At 72.7% G+C, this 17,395-nt stretch carries 16 protein-coding genes; 11 read left to right on the top strand and 5 right to left on the bottom strand.

Going from position 1 to position 17,395, the window contains the following annotated elements:
- The first annotated feature begins 223 nt into the window (after window positions 1-223).
- The 7 genes from AB0C03_RS08615 (at window position 224) to glmM (ending at window position 5,711) form a co-directional block, all read left to right on the top strand.
- Entirely contained in the window at window positions 224-919 is a 696-nt protein-coding gene (locus tag AB0C03_RS08615; protein ID WP_210864734.1) for a class I SAM-dependent methyltransferase, read from the top strand.
- Window positions 920-1,009: 90 nt separating this feature from the next.
- Window positions 1,010-1,267, top strand: a complete 258-nt coding sequence (locus AB0C03_RS08610) for a DUF6364 family protein (RefSeq protein WP_030329990.1) — start codon at window positions 1,010-1,012, stop codon at window positions 1,265-1,267.
- Window positions 1,257-1,550: a hypothetical protein gene (locus AB0C03_RS08605; RefSeq protein ID WP_030329992.1), complete on the top strand. Its 294-nt coding sequence runs from the start codon at window positions 1,257-1,259 to the stop codon at window positions 1,548-1,550. The genes AB0C03_RS08610 and AB0C03_RS08605 overlap by 11 nt, the downstream gene beginning before the upstream one ends.
- A 156-nt stretch (window positions 1,551-1,706) precedes the next feature.
- Window positions 1,707-3,089, top strand: coding sequence for a nitrate/nitrite transporter (locus tag AB0C03_RS08600; RefSeq protein WP_357635608.1), 1,383 nt, complete (start codon window positions 1,707-1,709; stop codon window positions 3,087-3,089).
- 209 nt (window positions 3,090-3,298) lie between these two features.
- Window positions 3,299-3,742: a 50S ribosomal protein L13 gene (gene rplM / locus AB0C03_RS08595; RefSeq protein ID WP_007465158.1), complete on the top strand. Its 444-nt coding sequence runs from the start codon at window positions 3,299-3,301 to the stop codon at window positions 3,740-3,742.
- A 20-nt stretch (window positions 3,743-3,762) separates the two neighbouring features.
- A complete protein-coding gene (rpsI, locus tag AB0C03_RS08590; protein ID WP_030329997.1) occupies window positions 3,763-4,236 on the top strand; it encodes a 30S ribosomal protein S9 in 474 nt (157 codons plus the stop codon).
- 119 nt (window positions 4,237-4,355) lie between these two features.
- Window positions 4,356-5,711 carry a phosphoglucosamine mutase gene (gene glmM / locus AB0C03_RS08585; RefSeq protein ID WP_030329999.1) on the top strand — a complete coding sequence of 452 codons (1,356 nt, stop codon included), beginning with the start codon at window positions 4,356-4,358 and terminating at the stop codon, window positions 5,709-5,711.
- An 18-nt stretch (window positions 5,712-5,729) separates the two neighbouring features.
- Here the strand turns inward: glmM and AB0C03_RS08580 are convergent, their stop codons facing one another.
- Both AB0C03_RS08580 and AB0C03_RS08575 read right to left on the bottom strand, forming a co-directional pair.
- Entirely contained in the window at window positions 5,730-6,476 is a 747-nt protein-coding gene (locus AB0C03_RS08580; RefSeq protein WP_051708249.1) for an ABC transporter ATP-binding protein, read from the bottom strand.
- A 2-nt stretch (window positions 6,477-6,478) separates the two neighbouring features.
- Complete coding sequence (locus tag AB0C03_RS08575) at window positions 6,479-9,304, bottom strand: FtsX-like permease family protein (RefSeq protein WP_357635604.1); 2,826 nt, start codon at window positions 9,302-9,304, stop codon at window positions 6,479-6,481.
- Between the two features lie 92 nt (window positions 9,305-9,396).
- Here AB0C03_RS08575 and AB0C03_RS08570 point away from each other — a divergent pair, with 92 nt between their 5' ends.
- Entirely contained in the window at window positions 9,397-10,029 is a 633-nt protein-coding gene (locus AB0C03_RS08570; protein WP_210859010.1) for a PadR family transcriptional regulator, read from the top strand.
- Window positions 10,030-10,036: 7 nt separating this feature from the next.
- On the opposite strand, the gene AB0C03_RS08565 is transcribed toward AB0C03_RS08570, so the two are convergent.
- Window positions 10,037-11,233 carry a pyridoxal phosphate-dependent aminotransferase gene (locus AB0C03_RS08565; protein WP_210864731.1) on the bottom strand — a complete coding sequence of 399 codons (1,197 nt, stop codon included), beginning with the start codon at window positions 11,231-11,233 and terminating at the stop codon, window positions 10,037-10,039.
- 242 nt (window positions 11,234-11,475) lie between these two features.
- Between AB0C03_RS08565 and glmS the strand changes: the two genes are divergently transcribed.
- Window positions 11,476-13,389, top strand: a complete 1,914-nt coding sequence (glmS, locus tag AB0C03_RS08560; protein ID WP_030330009.1) for a glutamine--fructose-6-phosphate transaminase (isomerizing) — start codon at window positions 11,476-11,478, stop codon at window positions 13,387-13,389.
- A 3-nt stretch (window positions 13,390-13,392) separates the two neighbouring features.
- Here the strand turns inward: glmS and AB0C03_RS08555 are convergent, their stop codons facing one another.
- A complete protein-coding gene (locus tag AB0C03_RS08555) occupies window positions 13,393-14,985 on the bottom strand; it encodes an alpha/beta hydrolase (protein ID WP_030330011.1) in 1,593 nt (530 codons plus the stop codon).
- Window positions 14,982-15,278, bottom strand: coding sequence for a hypothetical protein (locus AB0C03_RS08550; protein ID WP_030330013.1), 297 nt, complete (start codon window positions 15,276-15,278; stop codon window positions 14,982-14,984). Before AB0C03_RS08550 ends, AB0C03_RS08555 begins: the two co-directional genes overlap by 4 nt.
- 174 nt (window positions 15,279-15,452) lie before the next feature.
- Here AB0C03_RS08550 and AB0C03_RS08545 point away from each other — a divergent pair, with 174 nt between their 5' ends.
- Together AB0C03_RS08545 and AB0C03_RS08540 are read left to right on the top strand one after the other, a co-directional pair.
- A complete protein-coding gene (locus AB0C03_RS08545) occupies window positions 15,453-15,821 on the top strand; it encodes a holo-ACP synthase (protein ID WP_030330015.1) in 369 nt (122 codons plus the stop codon).
- Window positions 15,822-15,876: 55 nt separating this feature from the next.
- On the top strand, window positions 15,877-17,346 hold the full coding sequence (locus AB0C03_RS08540; protein ID WP_030330017.1) for an NAD(P)H-hydrate dehydratase: 1,470 nt from the start codon (window positions 15,877-15,879) through the stop codon (window positions 17,344-17,346).
- Window positions 17,347-17,395 lie beyond the last annotated feature (49 nt).

Genomic DNA, 17,395 nt, shown 5'->3' with positions numbered 1-17,395 from the left:
ATGGGCAGCGGGCGCGTTGGAGGGTGCGAGTCGGAGTCTGTGGAGCTGAACCGCTGACAGCGGCGGTTGACTCGTTCGCGACATCAGCTCCAAAGCGGCAGCGCGCCTCATCTCGCGGGGACCGTCAGTGCAAGTCGGCCTCGGTTCGGCTTTCGGTTCGGGCGTCGGTCATCGCGTATCGCTTATAATGTGGGAAATCTGTCTCATACTCTGGGAGGCTGCGATGGGCGTGACGGACGTCTTCGACGCGGTGGCCGGCACCTACGACGAGGCGCGCAGGCGGCTGGTGCCCTGCTTCGACGCCTTCTACGGCACCGCCGTCCAGGTGGCCGCGCCGCCGCTGCGCGCCGCGCTCGCCGCCGGGCGTACCCCGGAGGTGTTGGATCTGGGCGCGGGCACCGGCCTGCTCTCGCTGCTGCTGGCCACGGCGGTGCCCGGAGTCCGGCTGACAGTGGTGGACGGAGCCCCGGCGATGCTCGCCCGCGCCACCGACCAGTTGGCCGCGCGGTCCGTGCCGCACCGCGCGGTCCGGGCGGACCTGGCCGACGAGCTGCCGCCCGGCCGGTACGACGCGGTGGTCAGCGCCCTGGCGATCCATCACCTGGACGACGGCGGCAAGCGCGCGCTCTACCGGCGGGCCGCCGCCGCGCTGGCGCCGGGCGGGGTGTTCGTCAACGCCGAGCAGGTCGCCGGCCCGACCCCGGAACTGGACCGGCGCTACGACGAGGTGTGGTTGGAGCGGATCACGGAGCTGGGTGCGTCCCCCGACGAGATCGCGGGGTCCCGGGAGCGGATGCGCCACGACCGCCCGGCGACCGTGGCCGACCAGTGCCGGTGGCTGGCCGAGGCGGGCCTGGTCGACGTCGACTGCTACTTCAAGGAGTGGCGTTTCGCGGTGTTCGGTGGTCGGGCCGGGTGAGCCTCGGCGGAATGTGCCTTTCGTCGCCCGGGAGCGAGCCGGTGAGCGCCGGGATGACTGTCGGTCACACCGCTGGGTAATCTGCTCGGCATGACTGCCAAGGTGACTCTCTCGTTCACGGACGAGACGATCGAGGAGGCGCGGCGGTTCGCCAAGCGCGAAGGGCTGTCGCTCTCCGCGTGGATGGACCAGGCCGCCCGGGAGAAGGCGCTGCGCGAGGTCTTCACCGCGCACGCCGCCGCCGTGGGCCGCGCCAGCCTGGATCTGGAGTCCGCCGCCCTCGCCGACGCCCGCGAGGTGGGCATGGTCAACGACCTGTTCTCCGACGGACGGCCGCGTGCTGCGTAGGGGTGAGATCTGGCGCATCGAGGGCGCCCGGGAACGCCTCGGCCTGGTGATCAGCTCGGACGTCTACAACTCCACAGACGTGCCCATCGTGATCGTCGTCGAGGTGGTCGAGGAGTCGCTGCTGCGGGACTCACCGCTCGCCGTGCCGATGGGCCGGTACGTGGTGATGCCCGACCGGATCTCCTCACCCATGAAAAAGTGGTTCACCGGGTGCGTGGACGTCGCCGACGCCGACACCATGCTCCGGGTCGGCCGCGCGCTGCGCATTCTCCAACAGCTCTGAGCACGTGGCCCGGGTGGCGTGCTCACCACCGCGTGCTCACCACCGCCGCCGGCCCGTGGTGCGATCCCCGTTTCCGGCCCGACCCGCGACGGGCACTGCCAGGTAACCCGGCGTTCCTAGCGTTTCCCCTCGTCACATCGACGAGGAGGAGCCGCCGTGAGCACGCTCACCAGCACCGCAGTCACCGCCGAGCCGCCTGCCGTCACCGGTCGCCGGCAACCGCTGCACGACTGGCGCCCCGAGGACCCGGACTTCTGGCAGACCACCGGCGCGCCGATCGCCCGACGCAACCTCTGGGTCTCGATCTTCGCGGAGCACGTCGGCTTCTCGGTGTGGAGCCTCTGGTCGGTCACCGTGCTCTTCCTCGGCCCCGCGTACGGCATCGATCCGGCCGGCAAGTTCCTGCTCACCGCCGTGCCGGCCGCACTGGGCGCGGTGCTGCGGCTGCCGTACACGCTGGCGGTGGCCCGCTTCGGCGGACGACGCTGGACGATCATCAGCGCACTGCTGTTGCTGGTGCCTGCGGTGCCGATGACGGTACTGCTGGAACCCGGGGTGTCCTACTCCACGCTGATGGTGCTCGCCTGCCTCACCGGGGTCGGCGGCGGCAACTTCGCCTCCTCGATGGCGAACATCAACCTGTTCTACCCGCAGCGACTCAAGGGGCGGGCGCTCGGGCTCAACGCCGGCGGGGGCAACCTGGGCGTACCCGCCGTGCAACTGGTCGGCCTGGCGGTCCTCGCCACCGCGGGCGCCGCGTACCCCCGGTTGGTGCCGGCCGTCTACCTGCCGCTGATCGTGCTGGCCGCGCTGGCGGCGGCCCGCTGGTTGGACACCGTGCCCGGGGCGCGCAACGAGCCGGGGGCGTTGCGCGAGGCGGCCCGCGACCCGCACACCTGGGTGATGTCGCTGCTCTACATCGGCACCTTCGGCTCGTTCATCGGCTTCGGTTTCGCCTTCGGTCAGGTGCTTCAGCTCCAGTTCGCCGAGCGGTTCCCCACCCCTGTCGACGCCGCCTGGCTGACCTTCCTGGGCCCGCTGATCGGCTCGCTGATCCGGCCGCTGGGCGGGCACCTCGCCGACCGGTTGGGCGGTGCCCGGGTGACCTTCTGGAACTTCGTCGCGATGGCGGCCGGCGCGAGCACCGTGCTGTACGCCGCCCGGGAGCGCTCGTTCGGGCTCTACCTGGCGGGGTTCCTCGCCCTCTTCGTCTTCTCCGGCATCGGCAACGGCTCCACCTACAAGATGATCCCGGCGATCTTCCGCGCCCGGGCGGCGGACGCGATGGCCAGCGGCCAGCGCGATCCGGAGGCGGCCGCGCGGTGGGCCCGAAGGATGACCGGCGCGTTGATCGGCATCGCGGGTGCGATCGGGGCCTCCGGTGGCGTGCTGGTCAACATCGCGTTCCGCCAGTCGTTCCTCAGCTCGGGCAACGCCGACGCCGCCTACCTGGCCTTCATCGGCTGGTACGCGTTGTGCTTCGCGGCCACCTGGGTCGTCTACCGTCGGCCGAGGGCCGGCCGTCTCGCCAACGTGTGAGCTGAGCCACCCTCGGCGCGTCATCGTGCGGGACCGTACCCCCGTTTTGACCTGCGGACGGGGCGCCGGGTATCGTTGCCTGCTGTTGTACGACATCCAGAGGCGTGCCCCATCAGGTACGCTTGGTCGTTCGTGCGCGCTGGTCCGGCCTGCTAACTCTGGTCACCTCGGCGCGCGACCCCAGACCGACGACGAGACAAGGTAGACCTGTGCGTACGTACAGCCCGAAGCCGGGTGAGATCGAGCGTCAGTGGCACGTCATCGACGCCTCTGATGTCGTGCTGGGCCGCCTGGCCACCCACGCCGCCACGTTGCTGCGTGGTAAGCACAAGCCGACTTTCGCGCCGCACGTCGACACGGGCGACTTTGTCGTCATCGTGAACGCGGGCAAGGTTGCGTTGACCGGCAACAAGCGCCAGACCAAGGTCGCTTACCGCCACTCCGGTTACCCGGGTGGTCTGAAGCAGGTCGGCTACGACGAGCTGCTGACCAAGCGTCCCGAGCGGGCCATCGAGCTGGCTGTGAAGGGGATGCTCCCGCACAACAAGCTCGGCCGTCAGCTGATCAAGAAGCTGAAGGTCTACGCCGGTGCCGAGCACCCGCACCTCGCGCAGCAGCCGGTGCCGTTCGAGATCAAGCAGATCGCGCAGTGAGCGCGGGCGAAGGAAGCAGCATGACCGACATCATCGAGACCGAGGTCGCCCCGGAAGCCCCCGAGGCCACCGAGGCGCCGGCGCCCGTCGCCCGCGCGCCTCGTGGTGACCGGCCGATCCAGACCGTGGGCCGCCGCAAGGAGGCCATCGTCCGGGTCCGCATCGTCCCGGGCACCGGCAAGATCACCTGCAACGGTCGCGACCTTGAGGCGTACTTCCCGAGCAAGGTGCACCAGCAGCTCATCAAGGACCCGCTGGTCACCGCCGAGAAGCCCGAGCAGTTCGACGTCATCGCGAACCTGCGTGGCGGCGGCACCACCGGCCAGGCCGGTGCGCTGCGGCTGGCCATCGCCCGCGCGCTGATCGTCAACGAGCCGGACGACCGCCCGGCCCTGAAGAAGGCCGGCTTCCTCACCCGTGACGCCCGGGTCAAGGAGAGCAAGAAGTACGGCCTCAAGAAGGCCCGTAAGGCTCCCCAGTACTCGAAGCGCTGATCTTTCCCAGCGCGTTGTACTTCTGACGGACGGCCGGTCCGCCTCCCCCTCGTCGAGGGAGGCGGGTCGGCCGTTCCGCTTTCTCCTCACAGGCAGTGCTCATTCGGAGGTTGGCGGGTATGGGTCGGTTGTTCGGCACGGACGGCGTACGCGGGCGGGCGAACGCGGATCTCACCCCGGAGTTGGCACTGGCGGTGGCGGTGGCCGCCGCGCACACACTCGCCGAGACGGACCGCAGCCACCCGCCGCTCGCCGTCGTCGGCCGGGACACCCGCGCCAGCGGCGAGATGCTGGAGGCCGCCGTGGTGGCCGGGCTGACCAGCGCCGGCGCCAACGTCGTCCGGGTCGGTGTGCTGCCCACCCCCGCGGTGGCGTTCCTCACCGCCGAGGCCAAGGCCGACCTGGGTGTGATGCTCTCCGCGTCACACAACCCGATGCCGGACAACGGCATCAAGCTCTTCGCCGCCGGTGGGCACAAGTTGCCCGACGAGATCGAGATGCGGATCGAGGCGGCCGTCGAGACGAACGCCACCACCGCCTGGGACCGGCCGATCGGCGCCGGCGTCGGCCGCGTGCACGACCTGCTCGACGGTGCCGACCACTACGTCCAGCACCTGGTGGGCACCGTTGGGCACCGGCTCGACGGGATCAAGGTCGTGGTCGACTGCGCCAACGGCGCCGCCGCCGAGGTCGCCCCGGTTGCCTACCGGGAAGCCGGCGCCGAGGTCATCGCCATCTACGCGGAGCCCGACGGCCTGAACATCAACGACGACTGTGGCTCCAACCACATCGACGCGCTGCGTGCCGCAGTGGTCGAGCACGGCGCCCACCTGGGCATCGCCCACGACGGCGACGCCGATCGCTGCCTGGCGGTCACCGCCGACGGTGACGAGGTGGACGGCGACCAGGTCATGGCGATCCTCGCGCTGGCCATGCGGGACGCCGGCACGCTCACCCAGGACACCCTGGTGGCCACCGTGATGAGCAACCTCGGGCTGCGCCTGGCGATGTCCGCGCAGGGCATCCGCCTGATCGAGACCAAGGTCGGCGACCGGTACGTGCTGGAGGAGCTGCGCGCCTCCGGGCTGGCACTCGGCGGTGAGCAGAGCGGCCACATCGTCATGCCCGCGCACGCCACCACCGGCGACGGGGTGCTCACCGGCCTGCACCTGATGGCCCGGATGGCGGCCACCGGCCAGTCCCTCGCCGAGCTGGCCTCGGTGGTCACCAAGCTGCCCCAGGTGCTGATCAACGTCCCGGTCGGCGACCGGACCATCGGCGCGGCCGCGCCAGCCGTCCGCGCCGAGGTCGAGCGGGCCGAGGCGGAGCTGGGGGAGACCGGTCGGGTGCTGCTGCGCCCGTCGGGCACCGAGCCGCTGGTCCGGGTGATGGTCGAGGCGGCCACCGAGGCGACCGCCCGGTCGGTCGCCGAGCGGATCGCCGAACTGGTCCGCACCGCGAGCCCGGTCGCCTGAGGCCACCTCCGGGCGGCCTCACAACCGCAGTTGGGTCGCCCGCCCGTACGTGTCGGCCGGGTCCTCGCCGTCGGTGAGGTCGAGGTCCTCGGTGACGCGTCCGTCGGCCAGCCGGACCAGCCGGTCACAGCGGGCCGCGATGGCCTGTTCGTGGGTGGCCAGCAGGATCGTCATGCCGTGCCGGTCGCGGAGGTCGAGCAGCAGGTCGAGGATCTGCCCACCGGTGGTGGAGTCGAGGTTGCCGGTGGGCTCGTCGGCCAGCAGCAGGCCCGGCGCGCCCATCAGGGCCCGGGCGATGGCGACCCGCTGCTGCTGGCCACCGGAGAGCTGCGCGGGCAGGGCGCGCTCCCGCCCGGCGAGGCCCACCGCGTCGAGCAGTTCGCGGGCCCGCGTCGCGTGATCGGTCCGGCCCCGGCGGGGGAGGACCGGCGCGATCACGTTGTCCAGCACGGTGAGCGCGGGCAGCAGGTGGTAGCGCTGGAACACGAACCCGACCCGTTGCCGGTAGCGGGCCAGCGCGGCACGACGCAGCGAGGTGACCTCCACGTCGTCGACGGTGACGGTGCCGCTGTCGGCCTGCTCGATGGCGCCGATCAGGTGCAGCAGTGTGGACTTGCCCGAGCCGCTGGGACCGGTCAGCGCCACCACCGACCCGGCCGTGATCTCCAACGAGACGTCGTCGACAGCTGTCAACTTTTCCGTGCCGGTGCGGAACTGCCGGTTCAGCCCGACAGTCCGGACCGTGCTGCCGGTGGTTGCCTCCATCGTCACTCCTCCGCGAGTAGCCGTGCGGTCGGGAGCCGGCGCAGCAACGCGGCCGGCACGAGCGCCGCCAGACAGGTGAGCAGCACCCCGCCGAGGGCCACCGCGGCCGCGACCATGATCAGGGCGGCCGGCAGCGCGCCGACCAGCCAGGCGGCCCCGGCGAGCCCGAGCCCCGCGCCGGCCACCGCCCCGAGCGCGCCGATGAGGAACCCTTCGTAACCCACCAGGCGGCTCAGCGCGGTGTCCGTCCAGCCGACAGCACGCAGCGTGGACAACTCGGCGGCGCGGTCCCGGACGTTCAGGTACAGCACGTCGGCGACGGCACCCGCGCCCAGCAGGACCGTGACGACCGCGGCCAGGGTGTCCGCACCCCGTACGTTCAGCGAGACGGTGTCACCGAGCAGATTGCCGACGATCGCGCCACGGAAGGCGTAGGCGGCGGCGCTGACCACTGTCAACGCGGTCAGCCCGATGGCCAGCGCTCCGGCCCCGAGCAGCGTGCGCCCGGGGGTGCGGACCAGATTGACCACTGCCATCCCGAACAGGTTGCGCGGCCGCCGCACCCACCGGGCCGGGGCGACCATGGGCCGCAGCGCGGCGGCCGGGTGCGCGCCCGCAGCCCGCAGCGCCGGGGCCACGCCCGCCACCAGCGCCAGCAGCAGAGCCACCGGTACGGCGAGCGCTGCCTGATGCCAGCCGATCTCGATGTTCAGCGCGGCGGCCAACGGGAACGCCAGCCCGAGGGCCAGCAGACCGGCGGCGAGCCCCAGCGCGGCCACCTCGCCGAGGATCAGCGCCGCGATCCGCCGGGCTGACCAGCCCAGGCAGGCGAGCACCGCCAGTTCGGGGCGGCGGTCCCGGACGGCGGCGGAGACCGCGTTGCCAAGGAACAGCGCGCAGACCACAAGCACCAGCCCGAACAGAACGAGGCTCTTACGGTCGACCGCCTTGATGATGACCGAGGCGATCCCGAGTGCGGACCACGGCTCGGTCAGCCGCAGGTCGGGCCGGCCTAACGGGCCCGCCGGTAGCTCGACGGTCTGCGGGGCGGGAGACGAGCCGATGGTGAGATCGACGTCCAGCCCGGTCGTGTCGGCGATTCGCTCGGCGATGAGCCGGACCCGCTCGGCGGACCGTTCGGTGTAGCCGGAGACGTCGGCGACCCGGATCCGGATCGCGCTGATCGGCGCCGTCCGGCTGGGGCTGGGGCTGCCCTCCATCAGCTTCGGCACCGCCGCCAGGCTGGTGAGCAGCAGGGGCGGTGCGGAGACGTAGCCGGCCGGGTTGCCGCTCGGTTCCAGCGGCCGGCCGCCCAGCGCCTGGCGGCTGCGCTCGTCCGCGCCGTCGAGGCGTGGCGGCTCGTACGTCTCCAGCGGGAGCCGGGACAGGTCGCTGAACCCGCTCAGCTTCTCCGGATCGAAGATGCCGACGGTCCGCCAGTCCCGCAGCTGGACGATCGGGCCTGGCGGTTGCATGGGGACCGCGGTCAGCGGGCGGAAGCCGTTGTCGTCGGCCGACCACGGACGTCCGTCGAAGTTGTAGATGTTGTCGGTGCCGAAGGCCTTGGCATCGAACGGCGGTCGCGTGCCAGCACGGAGAGTGCCGTCGGCGAGTCGGTCGTACTCCGGGGCACCCGCTTGAATCATCGTCTGCAACTCACCCCGGCAGCAGCCGGTCGGGGAGATCCCCGCGGCCAGCAGGTCGCGGTACCCGTCGGCGATCGCGTACTCCTCGGTCCCGACCTTGACCCCGGTGGCGCCGGACAGCGCCTGCTCCAGGTCGGGGATGCTCAACCCGGCGGGGCGCGCCTGCGGCAGCCGGGTGAGGGCGGACCGCACTGTGACATCGAGGTAGGGGCGGCTGGTGCTCAACACCGGGATGAACCGTTCGGGTATATGCATGGGGAGGTGGGTGTCGGTGGCCGTGTCGTCGGGTCGAAGAGCGCGGCCCTCGATCACCGCGTCGTCGAGGCCGACGAGCCGCTGCTCCGCCTCGGGGTCGACGGCGGCCAGCAGGAACGGCACCGTCACCCGGTAGGTGGCCACCAGTTGGTCGGTGGCGACGCGCTTGGCGCGACCGGACTGCCAACTGTTCTCTTCGAAGCGCCCATCGGGTAATAGTCGAACGGTGTCGACGCTCCAGTTCTCCCGCTCGGAGGTCCATCCATCGTTCGCCGACCTTGGGATCAGGTGCGGGTCGCAGATCGGCTGGCTCCGCCCGTCCGGAAGCACTTCCCGTGGGACATCCCCGCACTCCTGGTCGTACGGATACATCCGGCCGTCCGAGTACGGGATGGAGGGGGCGTTCGGGTCGCCGCCCTCGGGGTAGAGCAGCGGGCGCTTGGTCACGTACACGTAGCGTGGACGGCTCGGGGCCGTGGTGAGCCCGCGTTCGGCGGTGAAGGTGGGGTCGAGCCGGATGACCTGCTGATCCAGGGAACGATCGACCGCGTCGGTCAGGTCGAACCGGACCGTCACGGACGAGGTCGAGTAACCCAGCATGGCGATCGGCGCGGCCACGTCGACGCCGGCGACCTGTTTCACCTGCTCGTACTGCGCGGGGGTGATGCCGCCGAAGAGGCCGGAGAGGTAGTTCGGACGGACCAGTCCCCGTTCGACCTCCAGCGGCGTGCGGGCTCCCTGCGGACGGACGAGGATGTCGTAGGCGGCCCGGGTGTCGCGCTCGACAGCGCCGGTGACCTCGAGGCGGGAGGTGGTGGTGGCGCCGGTCAGGACGACGAAGCCGGTGGTCGCCACCAGCACGCCCGCCAGCAGCGCCACCGACCGACCAGCACGGCCGCGTAGCTGCGCCCAGATGAACCCGAGCATGTCGCGCCTCCCCGTGTGCTCCCCACACTCTGCGCGTTACATTGTCACAATGCAAGACCTGGCCCAGTCGGTCAGCGGACATGGAGGAGACAGTGGCGATCCAGCACGCGGTCCTGGCGCTGCTCGCACGCGGCCCGAGCTACGGCTACGAGTTGAAGAGCGCCTTCGAGGCCGCCGCCGGTCCACAGTGGGGGCCGCTCAACATCGGCCACCTGTACCAGATCCTCGACCGGCTCTCCCGGGACAGCCTGGTGATCGCCGAGCGGCAGGCCCAGCAGGTCAAACCCGACCGGGTGGTCTACCAGATCACTCCCGCTGGGCGGGCTGAACTCGGCCGCTGGCTCGACGAGCCGAGTCCGCGCAGTGGCGGCTTCCGGGACGACTTCTTCCTCAAGGTCACCGCCGCGGCCCGATCGGGCTCCGCGCAGATCGTCCGCACCGTGCTCAGCAACCAACGCGGGCACCTGCTTCGCGAGTTGCGCAATCTCGACGGGCTGCGTCGCAAGGCCGCCGACCCGGTGGTCGGGCTGCTGCTCGCCGCGGCGTGCCGACACGTCGAGGCCGACCTCGCCTTCGTCAACGATGCCGAGGCGGTGCTGTTGGCCGACGGCGGCGCGTTGCTCGCCACCCTGGCCGGCTCACCGTCGGAGATCGCGGCGTCCGCCGCCGACGCGTCGTCGCCACCAGCGACGGACGGCGCCGGACCGGCGCGCGCAGCCGGGTGACCGACCCTCAGCGGTGCCCGGCCAGCCCGCGCAGCCGGGTGACAGCGTCGGCCAGCACTTCGGGGCGCTTGCAGAAGGCGAACCGGACCAGCCGCCGGCCCGCGTCGGTGTCGTCGTAGAAGACCTGGGTGGGCACCGCCACCACACCGCAGCGCTGCGGCAACGACCGGCAGAACTCCGCCCCGTCCCGACCGCCCAGGGCAGTGATGTCGGCGGTGACGAAGTACGTCCCCTCCGAGCCGAGCACCTCGAACCCGGCGTCGGTGAGACCGCCGACGAGCTGGTCACGTCGTTGCTGGAGGCTGTCCCGGAAGCCGGTGTAGTAGTCGTCCGGCAGCGCCAGCGCCACTGCCACCGCCGGTTGCAGCGGTGCGGCGTTGACGTAGGTGAGGAACTGCTTCACCCGCAGCACCGCCGAGACCAGCGCCGCCGGGCCGCTCGCCCAGCCGATCTTCCACCCGGTGCAGGAGAACGTCTTGCCCGCCGACGAGATGCGCAGCGTCCGCTCCCGCATCCCGGGGAGGCTGGCCAACGGCACGTGCGCGCTCGCCGCGTCGGTGAAGACCAGGTGCTCGTACACCTCGTCGGTGACCGCGTACGCGTCGAACTCCTGGCACAACTCGGCGACCTGCGCCAACTCGGCCGGGGTGAAGACCTTGCCGGTCGGATTGTGCGGTGAGTTCAGCAGCACCAGCCGGGTGCGCGGGCCGAACGCCGCGCGCAGCGCCGCCGGGTCGAAGGCGTACCGGCCGTCGGCCGTGGGACGCAGCGTCACCGGCCGGCGGACCGCACCGGCCAGCGCGATCGAGGCGGCGTACGAGTCGTAGTACGGCTCGAAGCAGACCACCTCGTCGCCCGGCTCGCAGAGGGCGAGGATGCTCGCCGCGACCGCCTCGGTGGCGCCCGCCGTGATCACGATCTCGCCGTCCGGGTCGTACGCCAGGTCGTAGAACCGCCGCTGGTGGGCCGCGACGGCCGCGCGCAGGGCGGGGATCCCCGGACCGGGCGGGTACTGGTTCTGCCCGCCGCGCAGCGCCTCGGCGGCGGCAGCCAGCATCTCCGGCGGGCCGTCGGTGTCCGGAAACCCCTGCCCGAGGTTGACCGCGCCGGTGCGTACGGCGAGGGCGGACATCTCGGCGAAGATCGTCGTGCCGAACGGCCGCATCCGGGCCACCAGCGGGTCGACATCGGTGCTCGTCGTCACGCCGCCAGCCTACGGGGCCTGCCCTGTCAGCTCGACCTCGGAGATTCGGCCGAAGCAGCTGGCGGGTCGCTGCTTGCGGTCTCGCTGTACGGGTAGGTGGGGGCGTCGGGCGCATCGCGGCACCTCAGGTCGGGTTTCCGCGTCGGTCGTCGTTGCCGCCTCGGCGGTTTGCTCAAACTTGATGTTCGTTTACCCGACTTTCGAGCACCCATCATGAGTGAAACTGGGTTAGGCTGCGGGCCATGTGTGGAATCGTGGGATACGCGGGCGCGCGCCCCGCACTCGGCATCGTCCTCGACGGGCTGCGACGACTGGAGTATCGCGGCTACGACTCGGCGGGCGTGGCGATCGTCTGCGAAGACCGGCTGCTGACCGAGAAGAAGGCCGGCAAGCTGGCCAACCTGGAGAAGGTGCTCTCCGAGCGGGCCGCCGACGACCCGACCTCCTGCGCGGCCAGCCCGATCGGCATCGGTGACGGCACCACCGGCATCGGGCACACCCGGTGGGCCACCCACGGCGGCCCGACCGACCGCAACGCCCACCCACACGTCGCCCCGGACGGGCGGGTCGCGGTGATCCACAACGGCATCATCGAGAACTTCGCCAAGCTCCGCGCCGAGCTGGAGGCCGACGGCGTCCAGTTCACCAGCGACACCGACACCGAGTGCGCAGCGCATCTGCTCGCCGCCGCGCTGGCCGACCTGCGCGCCGCCGGCCAGCCGGACAGCCCGCAGCTGCTCGCCGCCGGCATGCGCGTGGTCTGCCAGCGACTGGAGGGCGCGTTCACCCTGCTCGCCGTCGACGCCGCCGTGCCCGGTGCGGTGGTCGGCGCCCGACGCAACTCGCCGCTGGTGGTTGGCCGCGGCGACGGGGAGAACTACCTGGCCAGCGACGTGGCCGCGTTCATCGAGCACACCCGGGAGGCGGTCGAGCTGGGCCAGGACCAGATCGTACTGATCACCGGTGACAGCATCGAGATCACCGACTTCGAGGGCCAGCCCGCCGCCGGCAAGGACTTCCACATCGACTGGGACTCCTCGGCCGCGGAGAAGGGCGGCTACGACTGGTTCATGCTCAAGGAGATCGAGGAGCAGCCGCAGGCCATCGCCGACACGCTGCTGGGCCGGCTCACCGAGACCGGTGAGATCGGCCTCGACGAGGTCCGCCTCAGCGACCAGGATCTGCGCGACGTCGACAAGATCTTCATCGTGGCCTGCGGCACGGCGTACCACGCCGGCATGGTCGCCAAGTACGCCATCGAGCACTGGACCCGGATCCCCTGTGAGGTGGAGCTGGCCAGCGAGTTCCGCTACCGCGACCCGGTCCTCGACCGGTCCACGCTGATCGTGGTGATCTCGCAGTCCGGCGAGACGATGGACACCCTGATGGCGCTGCGCCACGCCAAGGAGCAGAAGGCCCGGGTGCTGGCGATCTGCAACACCAACGGCTCGACCATCCCCCGCGAGTCCGACGCCGTGCTCTACACCCACGGCGGGCCGGAGATCGCCGTCGCCTCCACCAAGGCGTTCCTCACCCAGGTCGTCGCCTGCTACCTGATCGGCCTGCACCTGGCCCAGGTGCGCGGGATCAAGTTCGCCGACGAGGTGGGCGCGGTGGTCGCGCAGCTGCAGGAGATTCCCGGCAAGCTGCGGGAGCTGCTCGGCCGGATCGAGCCCGTCCGCGAGCTGGCCCGGGACCTGAAGTCCGAGCCGACAGTGCTGTTCATCGGCCGGCACGTGGGCTACCCGGTGGCCCTGGAGGGTGCGCTGAAGCTCAAGGAGCTGGCGTACATGCACGCCGAGGGCTTCGCCGCCGGTGAGCTGAAGCACGGCCCGATCGCCCTGATCGACAAGGGCACCCCGGTGATCTGCGTGGTGCCCTCGCCGGTCGGCCGGGGCATGCTGCACGACAAGGTCGTCTCCAACATCCAGGAGGTCCGGGCTCGTGGCGCGCGGACCATCGTCATCGCGGAGGAAGGTGACGAGGCCGTCGTCCGGTACGCCGACCACCTGATCTACGTGCCGCGTACGCCCACCCTGCTGGCCCCGCTCGTCACCACCGTGCCGTTGCAGGTGCTCGCCGCCGAGATCGCCGCCGCCCGGGGGCACGACGTGGACCAGCCCCGCAACCTGGCCAAGTCGGTCACCGTCGAGTAGGCCTCAGCGGCCCAGCACGACCCGGGCCATCCCGTCCAGCGCGGGATTGCCCGGGTCCCAGTAACCGGTGTGACCGCCTCGCCCACTGCCGAAGACCCGGCCGCCGAACCCGGGATCCGACGGGTCGTGCCCGAACCACAGCTCGTGCCCGCTCTGCCCCAGCCAGCCCACCACGGCGGCCAGCGGCACCGTACGCAGCAGGGCCCTGCGGCCCAGCTCCTCCGGTGGTCGGGCCGCCCGGATCACGTCGTCGGGGGCGGTGCTCGCCCAGACCTCCCCGGCTGGCACGCCCAGCTCGCCGGCGTGCGACGCGCCGACACCGGGCGAGCCGACGAAGACCAGCGCGTCGGCGTCGAGCCCGTGCTCCCGGGCGGCCACACCCACCACCACCGACCCGTAGCTGTGCCCGAGCACCGTCTGCCGGGCCGGTGGCCCGTCGTGGCTGGCGCGCAGCCCCTCCTGGAAACGGTGCAACGCCCCGCCGGCGTCCCGGGCCTGACCCGTCGAGGCGGCCTCGTTCAGCAGGTCCGGGGCGTCGTAGTCCAACCAGAGCACCGCCGCGCTGCGCTCGCCCGGGGCGAGCGCGGCGCACCGCTCCAGCACCCGGGCCGCTCGCCCCAGCTCGCCGGCTGCGTCGTCCAGCCCGGCGGTCATCCCCGGCACGTGGGTCAACACCCGGTCGGCGTGGTCCGGGTCGCCGAGCGCCACCACCACCCGGCCCTCACCGCCCGGATCCAACCCGAGCAGGTACGCCCGTGGTGCCCCGCCGGAGGTCAACCGGTCGACCAGCGCGTCCAGGCCGGCCAGCCGCCCGGCCACCGCGTGCAGCCGCAACGACGCGAGCGGCCCCGGCGGCACCCGGGACAGCAGCCGTCGACGCTCGGCCAGCAACTCCGCTCGCCACCCGTCGAGCTGTAACCGGTTCGCCTGGTCGCGGGCGGCCACCGGCACCCCGTCCAACCGGCCGACCAGCGCCGGTTCGCGCCCGATCAGCCACCGTCGCTGGGCCGGGGTCAACCCGGACCACCAGGCGCTGACCAGCGCGGGCGCGGCACCGGGGGCCGGCCGGCCGGGAGGTGGCGGGGACGCCCAGCCGGTGCCGGCGGCCCGGGCCAGCTCGGCCAACCGAGCGGCGGCGACCCGGTCGGCAGTGGCCGCCCCGTCGAGCGCGCGGCGCAGGGCCGCGGCGACTCCGGCCGCTGCCACCCCGGCCCGCTCGGTGGGCTGGGCGCGGGCCGGATCGACCCGCACCCCACCCGAGCGGTCCACCAGCAGGCCGGCCGCGTCGGCCTGGGCGACCGCCTCGTTGAGCCGTGCCTTAGCCGCCGTCAGCCGACCGGCCAGCTCGGCCAGCACCTGGTCGGCCTCGATCAGCGCGGGTGCGATCGAGGCCAGCTCGGCACGCAGCACGGCGAGCCGATGGTCCGCCGCCGTTGCCGCCGCACCCGACCAACCGTCCCGCAACCGCCCGCCGGACGCGCGCAGCCCACCGACGTGCCGATCGAGCGGCCCGGTCAACCCCGCCCACGCTGCCCCGGCGGCCCACCACTCCCGCGGGTCGACAGCCCACAGTTGCCGGTAGCCGACGCCGCTCACCGGGGCACCGCGGCGAACCGGTCGGCGGCCCGCTCGTCCACCGTCTCGTACGCCTCGGCCGCCGCGCGGACCCCGCCGGAGGCCGCCGCGACCTGGGCGCCCAGCCGGCAGAACCAGGCGTGCCCGGCCGCCTCCAACGCGGCCAGCGCCGCGCCAGCTCGCCACTCGGGGGCCGCAACCACCAGCCCGGGCAACCCGGCGAGGCCCGCCGCCAACCGGTGCGCCTCGTCGTCGAGCAGGACGGCGACCGCCCGCAACTCCTCCGGCCGGACCGTGAACGGCTCGTCGGTCATGACCACACCCCCGTGGACGATCGGCATCGACGCGCTGACGTTAGGCGCGCACCACAGTTCGCGTGGTGCCCTGTGGACAGCCGGCGTCGAGGCGTACCCCGGGGTGTCCACAGGCGTTGCCCAGCGCGAGCCCGACGGCTAATCTGCGGCCTCGACCGCCGGTAGGGTGGTGTGGTGATCGTCGCTGTCGGTATCGACGTCGTGCTGGTCGAGCGGTTCGCCCGAGCCCTGGCCCGGACGCCGCAGCTGGCCGACCGGGTCTTCACCGAGGCCGAGCGGCACACCCGCTCCGGCAGCACGCGCTCGCCCGAGTCGCTCGCCGCCCGGTTCGCGGCCAAGGAGGCCGTGGCCAAGGCGCTCGGCGCTCCGGCCGGGCTGAGCTGGCACGACTGCGAAGTCGTGGCCGACCCGGACGGTCGCCCCTGGTTGGCCGTCTCCGGCACGGTCGCCGAGGCGGCCGACGCGCGGGGGATCAACCACTGGCATCTCTCGTTGTCGCACGACGGCGGGATCGCGTCGGCGATGGTGGTCGCGGAACGATGACGTCGGCCGGGAGGGCCGACCGGGCCCGCCCGCGAACGGAATGGGACACGGTGGCATGAGAGCGGTGTGGCGGGTGGCCGACGTACGGGCGGCCGAGGCGGGGCTGATGGGCACCCTGCCGGAGGGGACGCTGATGCAGCGGGCCGCCGCCGGCCTGGCCCGCCGGGCGGCGCTCGTGCTCACCGAGCGGGGCGGGGTCTACGGCGGCCGAGTGCTGCTGCTGGTCGGCTCCGGTGACAACGGTGGCGACGCGCTGTACGCGGGGGAGCGGTTGGCCCGCCGGGGTGTGCAGGTGTCCGCGATGCTGGTCACACCCGGGCGGGCGCACGCCGCTGGCCTGGCCGCGCTGCGCGCCGCTGGCGGACGGGTGGTGCCGGGTCCGGCCGGCCCGGTCGACCTGGTCCTCGACGGCATCGTCGGCATCGGTGGCACCGGTGGGCTACGGGCGAACGCGGACGAGATCGTCCAGCGCCTCGACGAACTGCGCGGACGAGACGGGGAGCGGGCCACGGTGCTGGCGGTCGACGTGCCCAGCGGCGTCGCTGTCGACACCGGTCACGTACCGCTGTCCGCGTCCGGCCGGCCCACAGCGGTGCGCGCCGACGTGACGGTGGCCTTCGGCGCGCTGAAACCCGCCCTGGTGGTCGGGCCGGCCGCCGCCCTGGCCGGGCAGGTCGAGCTGGTCGACATCGGGCTGCGGCCGTGGCTGCGCGGCACCCCGGCGCTGCGGGTCACCGAGTGGTCCGACCTGGTCGACTGGTGGCCCGAGCTGGGCCCCGCGTCGGAGAAGTACACCCGGGGCGTGGTGGGCGTCGCGACCGGCTCGGCGACCTACCCCGGCGCGGCGGTGCTCTCCGTGGGCGGCGCGCTGGCCGGCCCGACCGGGCTGGTCCGCTACGCCGGCAGCGCCCGCGCCGAGGTGCTGCACCAGCACCCCTCGGTGATCGCCAGTGAGCGGGTCGCCGACGCGGGCCGGGTGCAGGCCTGGGTGTGCGGCTCCGGGCTGGGCACCGGCGCCGACGCGGCCGCCGAGCTGCGTGCCGTGCTGGCCGCCCCGGTGCCGGTGGTGCTCGACGCCGACGCCCTGACCCTGCTGGTGGACGGCTCACTCGCCGACCGGCTGCGGGGTCGGGACGCGCCCATCGTGGTCACCCCGCATGATCGGGAGTTCACGCGTCTCTGCGGTGAGGAACCCGGTGCCGACCGGGTCGGCGCAACGCTGCGGCTGGCCGCCTGGATGAACGCGGTGGTGCTGCTCAAGGGTGACCGCACGGTGATCGGCACGCCGGACGGTCGGGCGTACGTCAACCCGACCGGCACTTCGGCGTTGGCCACCGGCGGCACCGGCGACGTGTTGGCCGGGTTGCTCGGCTCGCTGCTGGCGGCCGGGGTGCCCGCCGATCGGGCTGCGGCGGCGGCCGCGTACCTGCACGGGCTCGCCGGGCGGGAGGCGGCCCGGGGTGGGCCGGTGACCGCGCCCGACGTGGCCACCGCGTTGCGTCCGGTGTTGGCCCGGCTGGGCTGAACGGGCCGTTCCAGCCGTGCTGGGCGGATCGCCGCGCCGGGACGTGCGT

Origin of the sequence: Micromonospora parva (assembly GCF_040649675.1) — a bacterium.
Classification (GTDB): domain Bacteria; phylum Actinomycetota; class Actinomycetes; order Mycobacteriales; family Micromonosporaceae; genus Micromonospora; species Micromonospora parva.
The sequence above is the reverse complement of the archived record's forward strand: the minus strand, read 5'-3'. Positions and strand labels throughout refer to the sequence as shown.